Origin of the sequence: Pseudomonas costantinii, from assembly GCF_001870435.1 — a bacterium.
Lineage (GTDB): Bacteria > Pseudomonadota > Gammaproteobacteria > Pseudomonadales > Pseudomonadaceae > Aquipseudomonas > Aquipseudomonas costantinii.
Map to the genome: position 1 here is coordinate 82,247 of NZ_MDDR01000003.1, position 16,572 is coordinate 98,818.

Annotated in this window: 15 protein-coding genes; 6 read left to right on the forward strand and 9 right to left on the reverse strand. The window is 60.2% G+C overall.

Annotated features, from left to right (window positions below):
• The first annotated feature begins 52 nt into the window (after nucleotides 1-52).
• From BFL40_RS00475 to BFL40_RS00485, 3 genes are all read left to right on the forward strand, one after another.
• On the forward strand, nucleotides 53-1,228 hold the full coding sequence (locus BFL40_RS00475) for a tetratricopeptide repeat protein (protein ID WP_071482562.1): 1,176 nt from the start codon (nucleotides 53-55) through the stop codon (nucleotides 1,226-1,228).
• A 223-nt stretch (nucleotides 1,229-1,451) separates the two neighbouring features.
• Nucleotides 1,452-3,389, forward strand: a complete 1,938-nt coding sequence (locus BFL40_RS00480) for a RecQ family ATP-dependent DNA helicase (protein ID WP_071482563.1) — start codon at nucleotides 1,452-1,454, stop codon at nucleotides 3,387-3,389.
• A gap of 23 nt (nucleotides 3,390-3,412) precedes the next feature.
• Nucleotides 3,413-3,844, forward strand: a complete 432-nt coding sequence (locus BFL40_RS00485) for an acyl-CoA thioesterase (RefSeq protein ID WP_071482564.1) — start codon at nucleotides 3,413-3,415, stop codon at nucleotides 3,842-3,844.
• Nucleotides 3,845-3,990: 146 nt separating this feature from the next.
• On the opposite strand, the gene BFL40_RS00490 is transcribed toward BFL40_RS00485, so the two are convergent.
• The 4 genes from BFL40_RS00490 to BFL40_RS00505 all read right to left on the reverse strand — a co-directional run bounded on the left by BFL40_RS00490 (nucleotide 3,991) and on the right by BFL40_RS00505 (nucleotide 8,837).
• Nucleotides 3,991-4,467, reverse strand: coding sequence for a glycine zipper domain-containing protein (locus BFL40_RS00490; RefSeq protein ID WP_071482565.1), 477 nt, complete (start codon nucleotides 4,465-4,467; stop codon nucleotides 3,991-3,993).
• 200 nt (nucleotides 4,468-4,667) lie between these two features.
• Complete coding sequence (locus tag BFL40_RS00495; RefSeq protein WP_071482566.1) at nucleotides 4,668-7,016, reverse strand: FdhF/YdeP family oxidoreductase; 2,349 nt, start codon at nucleotides 7,014-7,016, stop codon at nucleotides 4,668-4,670.
• Nucleotides 7,013-7,852: a formate dehydrogenase accessory sulfurtransferase FdhD gene (gene fdhD / locus BFL40_RS00500; protein WP_071482567.1), complete on the reverse strand. Its 840-nt coding sequence runs from the start codon at nucleotides 7,850-7,852 to the stop codon at nucleotides 7,013-7,015. Before fdhD ends, BFL40_RS00495 begins: the two co-directional genes overlap by 4 nt.
• A 97-nt stretch (nucleotides 7,853-7,949) precedes the next feature.
• A complete protein-coding gene (locus BFL40_RS00505; protein WP_071482568.1) occupies nucleotides 7,950-8,837 on the reverse strand; it encodes a LysR family transcriptional regulator in 888 nt (295 codons plus the stop codon).
• A gap of 130 nt (nucleotides 8,838-8,967) precedes the next feature.
• On the opposite strand from BFL40_RS00505, the gene lysM reads away from it, so the two are divergent.
• On the forward strand, nucleotides 8,968-9,408 hold the full coding sequence (gene lysM / locus BFL40_RS00510) for a peptidoglycan-binding protein LysM (protein WP_071482569.1): 441 nt from the start codon (nucleotides 8,968-8,970) through the stop codon (nucleotides 9,406-9,408).
• Nucleotides 9,409-9,517: 109 nt separating this feature from the next.
• Here the strand turns inward: lysM and yrfG are convergent, their stop codons facing one another.
• Nucleotides 9,518-10,180, reverse strand: coding sequence for a GMP/IMP nucleotidase (yrfG, locus tag BFL40_RS00515; RefSeq protein ID WP_071482570.1), 663 nt, complete (start codon nucleotides 10,178-10,180; stop codon nucleotides 9,518-9,520).
• 87 nt (nucleotides 10,181-10,267) lie between these two features.
• On the opposite strand from yrfG, the gene nudE reads away from it, so the two are divergent.
• Nucleotides 10,268-10,834 carry an ADP compounds hydrolase NudE gene (gene nudE / locus BFL40_RS00520; protein ID WP_071482571.1) on the forward strand — a complete coding sequence of 189 codons (567 nt, stop codon included), beginning with the start codon at nucleotides 10,268-10,270 and terminating at the stop codon, nucleotides 10,832-10,834.
• Nucleotides 10,831-11,667 (forward strand): 3'(2'),5'-bisphosphate nucleotidase CysQ, encoded by an 837-nt coding sequence (gene cysQ / locus BFL40_RS00525; RefSeq protein ID WP_071482572.1) that lies wholly within the window; start codon nucleotides 10,831-10,833, stop codon nucleotides 11,665-11,667. Before nudE ends, cysQ begins: the two co-directional genes overlap by 4 nt.
• A gap of 64 nt (nucleotides 11,668-11,731) precedes the next feature.
• On the opposite strand, the gene BFL40_RS00530 is transcribed toward cysQ, so the two are convergent.
• From BFL40_RS00530 to rfbB, 4 genes are all read right to left on the reverse strand, one after another.
• A complete protein-coding gene (locus tag BFL40_RS00530) occupies nucleotides 11,732-12,187 on the reverse strand; it encodes a YiiD C-terminal domain-containing protein (RefSeq protein WP_071482573.1) in 456 nt (151 codons plus the stop codon).
• A 26-nt stretch (nucleotides 12,188-12,213) separates the two neighbouring features.
• A complete protein-coding gene (locus BFL40_RS00535; RefSeq protein ID WP_071482574.1) occupies nucleotides 12,214-13,599 on the reverse strand; it encodes a sigma-54-dependent transcriptional regulator in 1,386 nt (461 codons plus the stop codon).
• A complete protein-coding gene (locus BFL40_RS00540) occupies nucleotides 13,596-15,404 on the reverse strand; it encodes a sensor histidine kinase (RefSeq protein WP_071482575.1) in 1,809 nt (602 codons plus the stop codon). The genes BFL40_RS00535 and BFL40_RS00540 overlap by 4 nt, the downstream gene beginning before the upstream one ends.
• A 61-nt stretch (nucleotides 15,405-15,465) precedes the next feature.
• Nucleotides 15,466-16,548, reverse strand: coding sequence for a dTDP-glucose 4,6-dehydratase (gene rfbB / locus BFL40_RS00545; RefSeq protein WP_071482576.1), 1,083 nt, complete (start codon nucleotides 16,546-16,548; stop codon nucleotides 15,466-15,468).
• Nucleotides 16,549-16,572 lie beyond the last annotated feature (24 nt).

The following is a 16,572-nucleotide window of genomic DNA, read 5'->3' on the forward strand; positions in this document are numbered from 1 at the left end:
CACCGCGAAATCTTGTAGGGCGATTCCGCCCACTACTTAAAGGGAGTTGAGCATGGGTTTGCTTCGTATCGCCTCGGCGATGTCATTGTGTGCGGTGGCTTTTTCAATCCAGGCTGAGCAATTGCCGATTGAAGTACTCAGCGCCGTGGTCAAGGACCAGAAAATCGCCGACGCCGAAGTACTGCTGCAACGTAACGGTGCACAAAACGTGGTGGGCCGTACCAACGCCCAGGGCCAAGTGACGCTGACCAGCGAAGCTGCGGATGACGCCAGCAACTTGCTGATTATCAAGAAGCCTGGTTACTCCAACCTGGTGGTGAAGTGCCCGTGCAAGGGTATGACTTATGCTGTCAGCCCAGTCATGGAAAATCTCGACGGCCTGCGCGTCGTGCTGACCTGGGGCAAGACCCCGGCAGACCTCGACTCCCACATGATTTTCCCTGGCAACAATATTTACTTCGATAACCAGAAGGGTACCGACGCCGAGTTGGATGTGGATGACACCGACAGCTATGGTCCGGAAACCATCACCCTGCAGAAAAAGCACTACGGCGAAAGCTACGTTTATGCCGTGCATGACTACACCAACGGTGGCCATCTGGGGTCGAACCAGCTGTCCAACAGTGAAGCCAAGGTGTTTGTGTACATGGGCCAGTCTCTGGTGCGTACCTACTACGTACCGAAAAACCGTACCGGCAACCTGTGGACCGTGTTCCGCATGACCGGCAGCGGCGACTTCCAGGACATCAACAATTTCAGCGATGTGACGGTTGATGCGCCGAATGTGCTCAACGAAGTCAAAGCCTTGCTGGATGACAGCGTTGCGGTGACAGCCGTGGCCGTCAGCTCCTCCGCACAAACTGATGCGAAGCGTCTGAACGTGCAAGGTGAAGCGGCCTACCAGGCTGGCAATCTGGACCAGGCCATTGACCTGTTCCGCCAGGCAATCGACTTGGACAATGGCTTCGGTAAGGCCTACGGCAACTTGGGCCTGGCGTATCAGAAAGCGGGCAACACGGCCGAGTCGATCTGGGCCAATCGCAAGGCTATCGCGCTGGCTACCGGCGCCAATGCTGCGACCGTACGTGCTGGGGCTTACTACAACATTGCGCGTATCTACGAAGCGGCGGGGCAGTTCTCGGACGCCTTGCGTCACTACCAATTGGCGAAAGAGCAGAAGGCCAATCCGGTGTATGACACGGCGATTGAGCGGGTGCAGAATCGCTGATTCCGGTTTAACACAGCTCTAAAGTGTGGGAGCAGGCAAGCCAGCTCCCACACTTGGTTTGTATTCATCTCACAAAATCGAGCGAAGCATCCCACTTCGGCCCTAGGCCATCCCCCACTCTGTGTATCATCCTGTCTCTTTTTTCCTCACGACCTTTCTCGATTCGCTGAATGCCTTGGGCTATGTTTTTGAGCCAACTCAGCGGTCAATGGAGTGACAGCTTATGCACGACACCCTCCAACAGGTCTTTGGTTTTTCACAGTTTCGTTTAGGTCAGAAAGAAACGGTCAGCGCTGTGCTGGCCGGGCGCTCGGCCGCCGCAATTTTCCCGACAGGGTCGGGCAAGTCCCTGTGTTATCAGCTGTCGGCGGTGCTGCTGCCGCATCTGACGCTGGTGGTGTCGCCGTTGTTGGCGTTGATGCAGGATCAGTTGGGTTTCCTGCAGCGCCACGGTATTTCGGCGGGCAGTATCGATTCGGCCCAGAGCCGCGATGAGGCCAATGAGGTGATGGCCCGTGCGCGCTCCGGCGAGCTGAAAATCCTGATGATTTCCGTAGAGCGTTTGAAGAACGAGCGCTTCCGTAACTTCCTGCAAAGCGTGCAGATTTCACTGCTGGTGGTGGACGAGGCGCACTGTATTTCCGAGTGGGGCCACAACTTCCGGCCGGACTATTTGAAGCTGCCGGACTACCAGCGTCAGTTCAATATCCCACAAGCGCTGCTGTTGACCGCTACGGCCACGCCCAAGGTGATTGCCGACATGCAGGCCAAGTTCGCCATTGCGCCGGACGATGTGGTCACCACGGGCTTCTACCGGCCGAATCTCAACTTGTTGGTTGAGCCGGTCAGTGGTGCGGACAAACGCGGGCGCTTGGTCGAGTGGATGAGCGAGCGGGCCAATCAGCCGAGCATCGTCTATGTCACCCTGCAAAAAACCGCTGAGCAAATTGCCGAGCACCTGAACCGCAACGGCATTCAGGCCGAGGCATATCACGCCGGTTTACCCCACGATAAACGCGAGGGTATCCAGCAGCGCTTTATGGGCGGGCGTTCCAATTGCATCGTTGCCACCATCGCGTTCGGCATGGGCATCGACAAGAGTGATATCCGCAATGTGGTGCACTTTGACCTGCCCAAATCCATTGAGAACTACAGCCAGGAAATCGGTCGCGCGGGGCGTGATGGGCAGCCGTCCGACTGCCTGGTGCTGGCCAACCGTGACAGCCTGAATGTGCTGGAGAACTTTGTGTACGGCGACACGCCTGAGCAGGACGGCATTCGTCGTGTCCTGGAGGAATTGCAGGCGGCGCGTGGCGATGGGCAGTGGGAGTTCTTGCTGAGGTCGTTGTCGGACCATAGCAACATCCGCGAGCTGCCGCTCAAGACGCTGCTGGTGCAATTGGAACTCAAGGGCGTGATCGCGCCGCGCTACGCGTTTTATGCCGAATACCGCTTCAAATACCTGATCGAACCCGAAGCTTTGCTGGCGCGGTTTTCCGGCGAACGGCAGCAGTTTGTCGCGGCGATTATCCAGGTGTGCAAGCGGGCGAAAACCTGGGCAACCGTGGATTTCGACGCGTTGTATCAGCAGCATAATGCCGAGCGCAGTCGGGTAGTGAAAGCGCTGGATTACTTCCAGGAGCAGGGCTTGATCGAGCTGGAAAGCAAGCAGATGACGGAGGTCTACAGCTTGTTGAACACCAACTTCGATCCACAGGCGTTGAGCGCCGAGTTATACACAGGCTTTAAGCAGCACGAAGTGGGAGAGGTGGCGCGGATTCACGCCATGCTCGACCTTTTTGCCACCGAGCATTGTCTGGGGCAACGCCTGGCGCAGTATTTCGGGGATGAAAACGCGCCCCAGCGCTGTGGCCATTGCTCGGTATGCCATGGCCAGGTTGCGCATCTGCCACCGCCACCCAGCTTGCCGCCGCTTGTGGATAAAAACTTCATGGGGCTGTGCGGTGATTTTATCCACAGGCATCATGAGCTCACCACGAACCTGCCTGGAGCGGAGCGGCTGGCGCGTTTCCTCGGCGGTATCAGCGTGCCGTTGTTTACCAAGCTGAAAGCGCGGGGTATTCCCGGTTTTGCAGCGCTGGAGGAGTACCCGTACGCCGAGGTACGCGAGTGGGCCGAGGCCCATTTGAATGACCTGTAAACCCACTTTCACGAGACCTGCACATGTCTGACTCAATGCCCCAGCGCGCCGATTACCGTCACTTTCAGCCGATCATCACGCGTTGGCACGACAACGATGTGTATGGCCATGTGAACAACGTCACCTACTACAGCTTTTTCGACACGGCGGTGAATACCTACCTGATCGAACAAGGGGGGTTGGATATTCACGACGGTGAGATCGTGGGGTTTGTAGTGAGTTCGGCATGTGATTATTTCGCGTCGATCGCGTTTCCTGACCGCATAGAAATTGGCCTGCGGGTGGGCAAGTTGGGCAACAGCTCAGTGCAGTACGAGTTGGCGGTGTTCAAGGCCGGCGAGGAAGAGGCCTGTGCGGCGGGGCGGTTTGTGCATGTATTTGTGGATCGCGCGTCGAACCAGCCGGTGACGATTCCGGGGATGTTGCGCGAGGCCTTGCAGCGGTTGGTGGTCTGACACGGCCATTGTGATCAATAGAGATCAAATGTGTGTGGCTTGCCTGCGATAGCGGTGGGTCAGGTTTAGATAGCTTGCCTGACACTACGCTATCGCGGGTAAACCCGGCTCCTACAGGGGGCTACGGTGCTCTTTAGGCCGTGGGCTTAGTCACGATAGTGGTGTTTGTTCTTGCGATGGCCATAGGCATGGCCGCGTCCACGATGGTCATCGCGGTCATAACGGCGGTTATCGCGCCCACGGTAACGCCGATCGTCGTCGTTACTCTGGTTGCCCATGTAGTTGCCCAGTGCGCCACCCGCGCCACCGCCGGCGGCTGCGCCGATCAGGCTGCCGGTGCTACCGCCGACACTGCGGCCGACCACGTTGCCACCTGCTGCACCCAGCGCGCCGCCAATGGCCGCCTGGCCGCGGCTGCGCTTGTCAGCGCCGACCGCACTGCCACCCGCGCCACCCAGGGCTGCGCCGATGGTCGAACCGGTATTGCCGCCGAGTTGCTGCCCGACAACCGAACCTAAAACCCCGCCCAATGCGCCGCCCACACCGGCTTCGGTGGTGCCACCGGCCATGGCTGCGCCACTGACCAGGCCAAGGGACAACAAGAGAATCGAGGAGAACTTCATAGGGAGACCTCAAGAGGATGACGGCGCGATCCTGAGGTTGTATCGAGACGCTGACAATCGAAATCCGACCGGTGGCAGCGGTTGTATACAATTATATAAGTTACTGTTTTGTATGGGGAACTTAAGTTGTTGTTGCAGGTCTTTAGCTACTTCGGAACGGCCGCTTTTATGCAAAAGCGGCCTTTTTTGTGCCCGAAGATTTACGCTGAACGCGCCATGATCAGCCCATTGTCACTCGCCGCTTCGAGGCGAATCGCCACGAACTTCGACGTCGGCGTATGGCTGCCATCCCCGGTGCTTTCCAGCGGCACGAGCGGGTTCACTTCCGGGTAATAGGCGGCTGCCTGCCCCGCCGGAATATCAAACGCCAACAAGGTGAAACCCTTTACGCGGCGCTCACGACCGTCTTCCCACAGCGACACAATGTCGGCCTTCTGCCCCGGTTTGAAGCCCAGGCGGATGATGTCGGCTTCGTTGACGAACAGCACATCACGCTGACCTTTAACCCCACGATAGCGGTCGTCCAACCCATAAATAGTGGTGTTGTACTGATCGTGTGAGCGCATTGATTGCATGATCAGGTCCGGCACCCGGCCCGTGGCGTGGGTGCGTTCGTGGATCAGGTCTTTGGGCAGGATGTTCGGGCGGAAGTTGGCGCGGCCCGATGGGGTGTTCCAGCGGCGTGCGCCGGCAGAGTTACCCAGATAGAACCCGCCTGGGTGTTTGATCTTCTCGTTGAAGTCCTTGAAACCTGGGATGGTGTCGGCGATCAGGTCGCGGATGCGCCCGTAGTCGGCCACCAGCCAGTTCCAATCCACCGGCTTGCTGCCCAGGGTCGCAGCGGCAATACCGGCGAGGATGGCGGGCTCGGATTTCATCAGCTTCGACAGCGGTTGCAGTTGGCCGTTGGAGCCGTGAACCATGCTGAACGAGTCTTCCACCGTCACGGCTTGCGGGCCGTCGGCCTGGATGTCGATGTCGGTACGGCCCAGGCACGGCAGGATCAGTGCGTCTTTACCGTGGGTCAGGTGACTGCGGTTGAGCTTGGTGCTGATCTGCACGGTCAGGTCGCAATTACGCAGCGCTTCGAAAGTGCGCGGGCTGTCCGGGGTGGCTTGGGCAAAGTTGCCGCCCAGGCCGATAAACACCTTAGAGCGACCTTCGAGCATGGCGTGAATGGCTTCGACCACGTTGTGGCCATTGTCGCGTGGCACCTGGAATTGGAAACGACGTTCGAGGGAGTCGAGGAACGCCACCGGTGGGCGCTCGTTAATGCCCATGGTGCGGTCGCCCTGTACGTTACTGTGGCCACGCACCGGGCAGAGGCCAGCGCCCGGGCGGCCGATATTGCCGCGCAGCAACATCAGGTTGGCGATTTCCTGGATGGTCGGCACCGAGTGGCGGTGCTGGGTGATGCCCATCGCCCAGCACATGATCACGTTCTTGCCTTTGGCGTACATGCGCGCCGCTTGCTCAATCTCAACCAGGGTCAAGCCGGACTGCTCGACGATTTCATCCCATGAGGTGTCGTCGATCTGCCCCAGGTAATCCAGCACGTTGGCCGTGTGTTCGTTGAGGAAACCGTGGTCGAACACGGCTTCTTTGCCTTCGGCCTGGGCCTGGCGTTCCCACAGCAGCAGGAACTTGGCCATACCGCGCAGGATAGCCATGTCGCCACCCAGCGCCGGACGGAAGTACGCAGTGTTGGTCGGTTTGTCGCCGTTGGTGAGCATTTCCAGTGGGTGTTGCGGGTGCTGGAAACGTTCCAGGCCGCGTTCTTTCAATGGGTTGATGCACACCACTTGGGCGCCGCGTTTAACCGCTTCGCGCAGCGGTTCGAGCATGCGCGGGTGGTTGGTGCCGGGGTTCTGGCCCCAGACGAAAATCGCATCGGCGTGTTCGAAGTCGTCGAAGGTCACAGTGCCTTTGCCGACACCCACGCTCTGCGCGAGGGCCACGCCGCTGGCTTCGTGGCACATGTTCGAACAATCCGGGAAGTTGTTAGTGCCGTAGGCACGCACAAACAACTGATACAGGTACGCCGCTTCATTGCTGGCCCGGCCCGAGGTGTAGAACTCGGCCATGTCCGGGTTGGGCAGTGCGTTGAGGTGCTTGCCGACCAGGTCGAATGCCGCTTCCCAACTGATGGGCTTGTAGTGGTCGGTCTCGGCGTCATAGCGCATCGGCTCGGTCAGGCGGCCTTGGTATTCCAGCCAATAGTCGCTCTGCTCCAGCAGTGCGCTGACGCTGTGCTTGGCGAAGAACGCAGCGTCTACGCGGCGCTTGGTGGCTTCCCAGTTGACCGCCTTGGCGCCGTTTTCGCAGAACTTGACCATGCCGCTTTCCGGCGAATCACCCCAGGCGCAGCCCGGGCAGTCGAAGCCGCCATTCTGGTTGGTCTTGAGCATCATGCGCAGGTTTTTCAGCGCGTTGTCGCTGGTCAGCCAGGCTTGCGCCACGCTGATCAGTGCCCCCCAGCCGCCGGCCGGGCCTTTGTACGGCTTGTAGCGCGGGGTCGGGGTTTGGTCGGCTTGATGATGATTGCTCACGGCTGGTTCTCCATCGCGGGGCTGTAGACCCGCGGCGCACTTTTTTGCGGCAGGTGAATGAGATTGAGGTTGTGCCGGCGGGCCCATTGCAGGGCCAGGCCGGTGGGCGACGACAGGCTGACGAGGGTCTGGATGCCTGCGCGCAGCACTTTCTGGATCAGTTCGAGGCTGCAGCGGCTAGTGACGATCGCCAGGCCGCCGTCGGTCGGAATTTTTTGGCGGATCAGTGCGCCGATCAATTTATCCAGGGCGTTATGCCGGCCGATGTCTTCACGGCCCATCAGCAATTCGCCTTGGCTGTTCATAAAGACCGCCGCATGTACCGCGCCGCTGTACTGGCCCAAGGGCTGGAACGCGCTGATACGTTGGCGCAGGCCGTCGAGCCATTCGGCGGGCGGCAATGGCGCGCCGGGCAGCACCTGAAGGTCTGGCAAGGCTTGTTCTACCGCTTCTACGCCGCACAAACCGCAGCCGCTGGTGCCTGCCAACTGGCGGCGCTGCTGCTTGAGGTTCCAGAAGGCGCGGCTTGAAATCTGCACTTGAGCATATTGAGCTGAGCCTGACCCGCTGAGTTTCAGGTCATAAATGTCACTAACGTCGGTGATAATGCCGCTACCGATGCTGAAGCCGACAATGAAGTCTTCCAGATCCGTCGGCGTTACCAGCATCACCGCCTGGCTGATGTCGTTGTAGGCAATCGCCAACGCCACTTCTTCCGCCAAGGCCGTGCTGGCGAATTCGGTGTGTTCAAGATTGCAATACTGGTAGCTCTGGCTGGCGGCGGGCGCGGGCGTTTCGAGGGCGGGTGCCGCGCAGACTGGGCGCTTGGCGTTCATGGGGCAGTACCACCGGCGGATTGATCAATGTTTAGACTAGGCGCGACAAAGGGTCGCGTCTAATCATCAGTACTGATCTATCGATAGATGGCGTCGATCAAGAGTCTTGCTGCAATTTTTGAAACAGTGCAAAACAGGCTTCCGCCAGGGCCGAGCGGGGTGCGCTGCGACGCATGATCAGCCCCAGGCGCGCCAGTGTGTGTGCGTCTTCAATGGGTTGCAGGCGCAGGTGCTCGGTCAGCGCATCGAGACCACCGTCCAAAGGCATCACGGCGCAGCACAGGCCGCCGTGCACGGCTTGTAACAATTGATGGACCGCATCTGTTTGCAGCAGCGGTTGTGGATTGAGTCCACGGCTGTGGAAGTTGTGGTCGATGGACTGACGAAAGTGCATGCCGCTGGTGAGCATGCCCAACGGCAGTTCGATCAGCGCTTCCCAGCTCAACGGCTTATCGCCAAAGCTGAAAAACCGCTGGTCGTAGAGCAAGCCCATGCGGGTTTCGCCCAGGGCCAGCGAGTCGAAACGTTCGTTGTCCAGACGTTCCAGGTAGGACACGCCCAGGTCCAGGCGATTGCTCGCCAGTTGTTCGAGGATTTGTTCGGAGCTTAATGCCGAGAGTTCAAAGCGCAGGCTCGGGTGTTCTTTGTGCAGTTGTTGCATCAACGCCAAGGGGTCGAAGCTCGACAGTGGCACCACGCCCAAGCGCAACGTACCCACCAGGTTGCCGCGACAGGCCGCCGCCTCGGCCTGCAAGCCGTCATAGGCCGCCAGGACGGTCCGCGCCCAAGCCAATACCCGTTCGCCCGGCGCGGTAAAGCCTTCAAAGCGTTGGCCGCGATTGACCAAGGGCAAGTCCAGCTCTTCTTCGAGGCTGCGCAGGCGCATCGACAGGGTCGGTTGGGTGATGTGACAACGCGCTGCCGCCTGGCCGAAATGACGGGTCTCGTCGAGGGCGATGAGGAATTTCAGCTGTTTGATGTCCATCTTCGCTCCGGGCTTATTCCAATGGCGAGGGATTCTAGCGCGTTTGGGTCTTTGGTCGATTTGGAACCCAACTCCGTAGGACTGGTCTAGTCTTGGGCATCTGGAAATCAAATCCCAAGGAGAGCAAACCATGAGTATTTTAAGTTTTGTGAAGGAAGCAGGCGAAAAGCTGATCGATCTACTGACGCCGGGTAACGCTAACGCCAGCGATGAGTTGAAAAAGCATATTGAAGATGTGGGGCTGGGTAACCCGAACGTTCACGCTACCGTTGACGGTGACAAGGTGACGATCACCGGTGAAGTTGCCAGCCAGGAAGAGAAAGAAAAAATCATTCTGGCCGCGGGCAATATTGCCGGGGTTGCCAGCGTAGAGGACCAGATTACTGTTACTGGCCCAGTGGTTGTAGCCTCGCGGTTTGTCGTGGTGAAAAGCGGTGACACCCTGAGCGCGATCTCTAAAACGGTCTACGGCGACGCTAACAAGTACAACAAAATCTTTGAGGCCAACAAGCCGTTGCTCAAAGATGTGAACAAAATTTACCCAGGGCAGACGCTGCGTATTCCTGAGTAAAACGCAGGCCAAAATGTGGGAGCGAGCTTGCTCGCGAAGGAGGAGTGTCAGTCAGAGTATGTATTGACTGACCCACCGCTTTCGCGAGCAAGCCCGCTCCCGCATTGGTTTAGAGTCCGGCAATTAGGTCTCGGTAGTTCTCGACGGCCGCAAACTCTGCCGTATCTTTTGGCCCTTTCTTACTGTCCGGCTCTTTCACCGCCAGCAAATGCCCCACGCCAAAATCCCGTGCACTGCGCAGGATCGGCAAGGTGTCATCGATAAACAGGCTGCGGGCCGGGTCGAAGTTGATGTCTGCTTGCAGGGCGTCCCAGAACTGCGGGTTTTCCTTGGCGAAGCCGTAGTCGTGGGAACTGATCAACCGTTCGAAATACGGTGCCAGCTCAATGCGTTCCAGCTTCAAAGACAACGAATCACGATGAGCGTTGGTGATCAGGATCACGCGCTTGCCGGCCTGTTTGATCGCCGCCAGAAAGGTATCCGCGTCGGGGCGCAGTGCGATCAGGTGGGCGGTCTCCAGCTTGAGTTCGCGTACCGGAATCTTCAGTTCAGTGCTCCAGAAGTCCAGGCAATACCATTGCAACTGTCCGGCGTTACGCTCGAACAGTGGCTGCAATTCCATTTCGGCCATGGCCTGGCTCACCCCGTGCAGTTCGGCGTATCGCTGGGGCAAGTGCTCCATCCAGAAGTGGTTGTCGTAATGCAGGTCGAGCAGGGTGCCGTCCATGTCCAGCAGGACAGTGTCGATGGCGTGCCAGGGCAAAGAGGGCATGGGGCGTTCTCATGTAAGTAAAGATATCCGACACAGACAATCGGAAAAGCCACGGTATAGTAACCCGATCACGCCAAGGAGCCGCTCATGCGCCAGAAACCCACCGTCCTCGCCCGCGAAATTGTCGCCAGTAGCCGTTTGTTCCGCGTGGAGGAGGTGCAATTGCGCTTTTCCAATGGCGTTGAGCGGACCTACGAGCGCTTGGTGGGCCGCGGTGCCGGCTACGGCGCGGTGATGATTGTGGCGATGATCGATGCCGACCACGCACTGCTGGTGGAAGAGTACTGCGGCGGCACTGACGAATATGAATTGTCCTTGCCCAAAGGGTTGATCGAGCCCGGTGAGGACGTATTGGCGGCGGCCAACCGCGAACTCAAGGAAGAGGCAGGCTATGGCGCACGTCAATTGGAACATCTCACTGAACTCTCGCTGTCGCCTGGCTATATGAGCCAGAAAATCCAAGTGGTACTGGCCACTGACCTGTACGAGGAGCGCCTGGAAGGCGATGAACCTGAGCCGATGCGTGTGGACAAGGTCAATCTGCGTGAGCTGTCGATGCTGGCGCAAAACGAGCAATTCAGTGAAGGCCGTGCCCTGGCCGCCTTGTATCTGGTGCGTGACCTGTTGACCCAGCGTGGAGCTTTTACCGCATGAGCGAACTGTTTTTAGGCCATCCGTTTATCGCCCCTGTGATTGAGTTGGCTCGCCAGGCAGGTGAAGTCATCTTGCCGTATTGGCGCGCCGATGTGGCCGTGACCTCCAAGGCCGATGATTCGCCCGTGACGGCAGCAGACCTGGCAGCTCACCATCTGATCCTCGCAGGCCTTACGGCTCTTGACTCGAGTATCCCGGTGCTGTCGGAAGAAGATGCCGACATCGACCAGAACGTGCGCGCCGGCTGGCAGCGCTGGTGGTTGGTGGACCCGTTGGATGGCACCAAGGAATTTATCTCCGGCAGCGAAGAATTTACCGTCAACATCGCCTTGATCGAACAAGGTCGCGTGGTGTTTGGCGTGGTTTCGATGCCCACCAGCGGGCGTTGCTACTTCGGTGGGGCGGGCCTCGGGGCGTGGCGTTCCGATGTGAATGAGGCACCCAAGCAGATTCAGGTGCGCCAGACTCCGGCAGCGGGTGAGGCGTTTACCGTGGTTGCCAGCCGTCGGCATACGAGCCCTGAGCAGGAGCGTTTGCTGGACGGTTTGAGCGAGGGGTTGGGTGAGTTGAAGCTGGCGAACATCGGCAGCTCGCTGAAATTTTGCCTGCTGGCCGAAGGCAGCGCGGATTGCTATCCGCGCCTGGCACCGACATCACAGTGGGACACTGCTGCGGCTCAAGGTGTGCTGGAAGGGGCGGGAGGTGAAGTGTTGGAGCTGAGTGGTGAGCCGTTTAGTTATCCGGCGCGGGCTTCATTGTTGAATCCGTTTTTCCTGGCGCTGCCGGCGAAAGCCGCGTGGCGTGAGCGGTTGCTGACTCTGGCCAGATCTTGAGTCTGGCATAGATCAATGTGGGAGCAGGCAAGCCAGCTCCCACAGTTGTTTTGTGTTGTGACGGTTAGCGGTGCAGGACGTACTGGCCCGTAAACGCCACCGCCCGCTCTTCACCGCCCTCATTCACAATCCACGTCTCCAGTGTCAACCGCGCTCGGCCATACCGCTTGTACGTCGCCACAAAGCGCTTCCACACCTTCTCCTCCGGCGCCTGGCAGGCCACTGTCGCATCCCGCGTGACCGGCAGCGGATAACTGATCTGCCCTTCCTGGATCACGATGTGCCCGTCTTCAATCCCTTCTTCGCGCAGTTTCAGGTGTAGCCAGCCCCAGCCCGCCAGCACTGCGCCGCGGTAGAGGCTACCGCCAAACATGGTGCTCTTGTGGTTGATATTGGCTTGCAAGGGCAGGTGCAACTGCAGCTGGCCGTGTTGCCAATCGAGCACCTTGAGGCCCATTTCCCGGGTGAGGGGGATGTCGTGGTGAAGAACGGATTCCAGGTAACGGCTATCGCGGCTCATGGGGGCCTCTTGGCGGGTGGGCAGGGTCATTCGTCGTCTGCGCTGTGGTTGCCGCTGTCGGCGAAGTTCAGGCCGTGCTTGCGCAGTTTGTCGTGCAGAGTCTTGCGCGGCAGGCCCAAGGCTTCAGCGAGGCTGCGCACGGAGCTATGCGGGCGGGTCAGTTCGGCGGCAATCAGGCTTTTCTCGAACTGCTCGACTTGTTCACTCAAACCGCCCGGGGTGGAGGTCAGGACGCTGGCGGAGGGATTGTCCGCCGTGGCATCCAGGGCCAGCTCCAGCCCGAGGGCAAAACGTTCGGCGGCGTTCTGCAATTCCCGTACATTGCCCGGCCAGCTGTGACGCAAGAGCAGCGCGCGCTGGCCCGGTTGCAGCTCGTGCAGCGGTAAGCCGTGGCGGCTGCTGGCTTCGTCGGCGAAGTGCTGGAACAGCATCAGCGCGTCTTCACCACGCTCGCGCAGCGGCGGAATGCGCAGTGGCGCAACGTTGAGGCGGTAGTACAAGTCGGCACGAAAGCGGCCCTGATCGGCGGACTGGCGCAGGTCTTCCTTGGTGGCTGCGATGATGCGGATATCCAACGGGATCAGTTGATTGCCGCCCAGCCGCTCTACCACCCGCTCCTGCAACAAGCGCAGCAGTTTGACCTGAACATCCAGGCTCATGCTTTCAATTTCATCGAGGAACAGTGTGCCGCCGTTGGCGAATTCGAACTTGCCGATACGGCGTTTTTGCGCACCGGTAAAGGCGCCGGGCTCATGGCCGAACAGCTCGCTTTCCACCACCGATTCGGCCAGCGCCCCGGCGTTGATCGCCACAAACGGTCCACTGCGCCGGCTCGACAGGTCGTGCAGTGCGCGGGCAACCACTTCTTTGCCTGCGCCGGTTTCGCCGAGGATCAGCACATCGGCCCTGGTCGCGGCCAGGGCGCCAATCTGCTCGCGCAAGCGCAGCATTTGCGGCGAGTGCCCCACCAGGCGCGTGCTCAGTTGCTGGCGGTCGCTGAGGGCCAGGCGCAGGCTGCGGTTGTCCAGCACCAGGCGGCGCAGGGCCAGGGCGCGGCGTACGCTGTCGAGCAGGGCGTCGCTGGCGAAGGGTTTTTCCAGGAAGTCATAGGCACCGGCACGCATGGCTTGCACCGCCAGCGGCACATCGCCGTGGCCGGTGATCAGCAGCACCGGCAACTCCGGGTCCTGGCCGTGCAGTTCGGCGAGCAGCTCCAGGCCGTCCATGCCGGGCATGCGGATATCGCTGACCACCACGCCCGGCCAGTCCCGTGACAGGCGTGCGGTGAGGCCGGTAGCTTCACCCAGGGGCAGGACTTTCAGCCCAGCCAGGTCCAGGGTCTGGCACAGGGCCTGACGCAGGTGTGGATCGTCGTCGATCAACACCACCTGAATCTGGTTCTCGATACTCATACACTGCGGTCCTCGGACGGTTGCAGACTGACGCCCGGCGAGCCGGCACGCAATTTCAAGGTTAACAGCGCGCCGCCTTCCTTGTGGTTGGCGAACAGCAGTTCGCCGCCAAAGGCGCGCATCAGGGTGTCACAAATCGCCAGGCCCAACCCGAGGCCCTGGGTGCGGGTCTTGGTGGTGTAGAACGGCTCGCTGGCGCGGCCTAACGCTTCCATACAAAACCCCGGGCCGTTGTCGCGAATGTACAGGTTGACGCCCTGTTCGGTGGTTTGGGCACTCAGCCAGAGTTTGCGCGGCGGGCCTTTTTCGGTGAGGGCGTCGAGGGCGTTGGCCAGCAAGTTGCCGAGTACTTGGCGCAGGCGGGTTTCGCCAGCCTGTACCCACAGCGTCGCCTCCGGCAAGTCGCGGATCAGCTCGACTTCCATCGACCGCCGCCGCTTGGCCAGCAACGCCAACGCATCGTCCAGCGCCGGTTGCAGGGCCACGCTTTCCGGCGCATGGCGGTCGCGCCGGGCGAAGGCGCGCAGGTGGGCGATGATCGAGGCCATGCGCCCGGTCAGTTCGCTGATCAGCTTGAGATTGCCCCGAGCGTCGTTGGTGCGCTCATGGTCGAGCAGGATTTCGGCGTTTTCCGCATAGCTGCGGATTGCTGCGAGGGGCTGATTGAGTTCGTGACTGATACTCGCCGACATGGTGCCCAGCGCCGACAGTTTGCCGGCTTGCACCAGGTCATCCTGGGCGCGCACCAGTTCCTGTTGGGCGTGTTCGCGCTCCAGCACTTCCTGTTTCAGGCGTCGGTTAAGGCCCTCCAGGTCACTGGTCCGTTCGACCACACGCATTTCCAGTTCGCGGCGCGCCTTGGCTTCGAAGGCGATGCGTTCCAGGTAATGCCGACGGCGCTGCATCATCAAACCCAGCAACAGCATCACCACCAGCAACGTGGCGCCACCGACGGCCACCACGGTGCGCACCGGGCGATTGATCAGCGAGCGTGGCGCGAGGATCTCCACGTTCCAGCCGGTTTCGGCGATGGCTGTGGATTGGCGCAGCCACGCGGTGGAACTCAGGGTCAGCGGTTGTGGGTCGCGGGTCGGGTAGGGCTGGATGGCGATGATGGCTTGGCGTTCTTCGGCAGTCAGCGGTCGGGTCGCGCGGAATCGCCATTGCGGGCGTGAGGTCAGGATCACTACGCCGTTGTGGTCGGTGACCAGCAGTTGTTCCGGGGTGTTGCCCCATAGGCTTTCGGTGTGGTCCAGGTCGACCTTGACCACCAGCACGCCAATGATCTTGTCACCATCGCGCACGGCGGCGGCGAAGAAGTAACCGCGCTTGGCCGAGGTGGTCCCCAGGCCGAAAAACCGCCCCAGGCGCCCGGCCATGGCTTCGCTGAAATAGGGCCGGAACGAGAAGTTGCGGCCGACAAAACTGTCTTGCTTGTCCCAGTTGGACGCGGCGAGGGTCTTGCCGGTGGTGTCCATCAGGTACATCACTTCCACACCGGCCTGGGCGGCGACGTCCTTGAGCAGCAGGTTGGCGTTGGTCAGGTTGGTGCTCACCTGAGGCGCATCCAGTGCGGTGCGCAGGGCGGGTAGATCACCGAGGATCTGCGGCAGCACTTCATAGCGGTGCAAGGTGCCGAGCAGGTTGGCGACGTACAGGTCGAGGGTCTGGCGGTTTTGCCCGGCCAGTTCACTGCGGTAATAGCGCTCGGCCAAGTGCTCCAGCGGCCACAGCAGCGGTGCCAGGCACAACGCCAACAGGGCGAGGCTGCGCCAGCGGGGTCTTCGCGGAAGGGGTGGAGTCATGGGAGTCATGCGCCTGTGGGTACAGGCGCATTATGCCTAGCTGTAGTGCGCGTTGCCTTGGTTATGCGATCAGGTCTTTTGGCTCGGTGTTGCCCAGACGTTCACCTTGATAGCTGCCGTCCTGGACCCTGCGGCACCATTCCAGGTTGTCGAGGTACCACTGCACGGTTTTGCGCAAGCCGGTTTCAAAGGTTTCTTTCGGTACCCAGCCCAGCTCGCGTTCGATTTTGCTGGCGTCGATCGCATAACGCTGGTCGTGGCCTGGGCGATCTTTGACGAAAGTGATCAGGTCGGTGAATTTCTCCACGCCGGCCGGGCGTTGTGGTGCCAGCTCTTCCAGCAGGCTGCAAATACCGCGCACCACGTCGATGTTCTTCTGCTCATTGTGACCGCCGATATTGTAGGTCTCGCCGACCACACCTTCGGTGACCACTTTCAACAACGCGCGGGCGTGATCTTCGACGAACAGCCAGTCGCGCACCTGCAAGCCATCGCCGTAGACCGGCAGCGGCTTGCCCGCGAGGGCGTTGAGGATGACCAACGGGATCAACTTTTCAGGGAAGTGGAACGGCCCGTAGTTGTTCGAGCAGTTGGTCAGCAGCACCGGCAGGCCATACGTGCGCTGCCAGGCGCGGACCAGGTGGTCGGAGGCCGCTTTGCTGGCGGAATACGGCGAGCTGGGCGCGTAAGGTGTGGTTTCGGTGAACAGGTCGTCCACACCATGGAGGTCGCCATACACCTCATCCGTAGAGATATGGTGGAAGCGGAACGCACTCTTGGCAGGTTCTGCCAGCGTCTGCCAATAGGCGCGCGTGGCTTCCAGCAGGCTATAGGTGCCGACGATGTTGGTCTGGATAAAATCCGACGGGCCGTCAATGGAGCGGTCGACATGCGACTCGGCGGCCAGGTGCATGATTGCCTGGGGCTCAAAGCGTGCCAGCACGGCGCTGACGGTGGCTTGGTCGATGATATCGGCCTGCACGAACTCATAGCGGCTATTGGACGCGATGCTGGTCAGCGACTCCAGGTTGCCGGCGTAGGTGAGCTTGTCCAGGTTGAGCACTTCGTGCTCGGTGTGTTGGATCAGGTGTCGGATCAGGGCAGAGCCGATGAATCCCGCACCGCCGGTAATGAGAATGCGCATGTCGAGGGCCTTTTCCTTAGACGG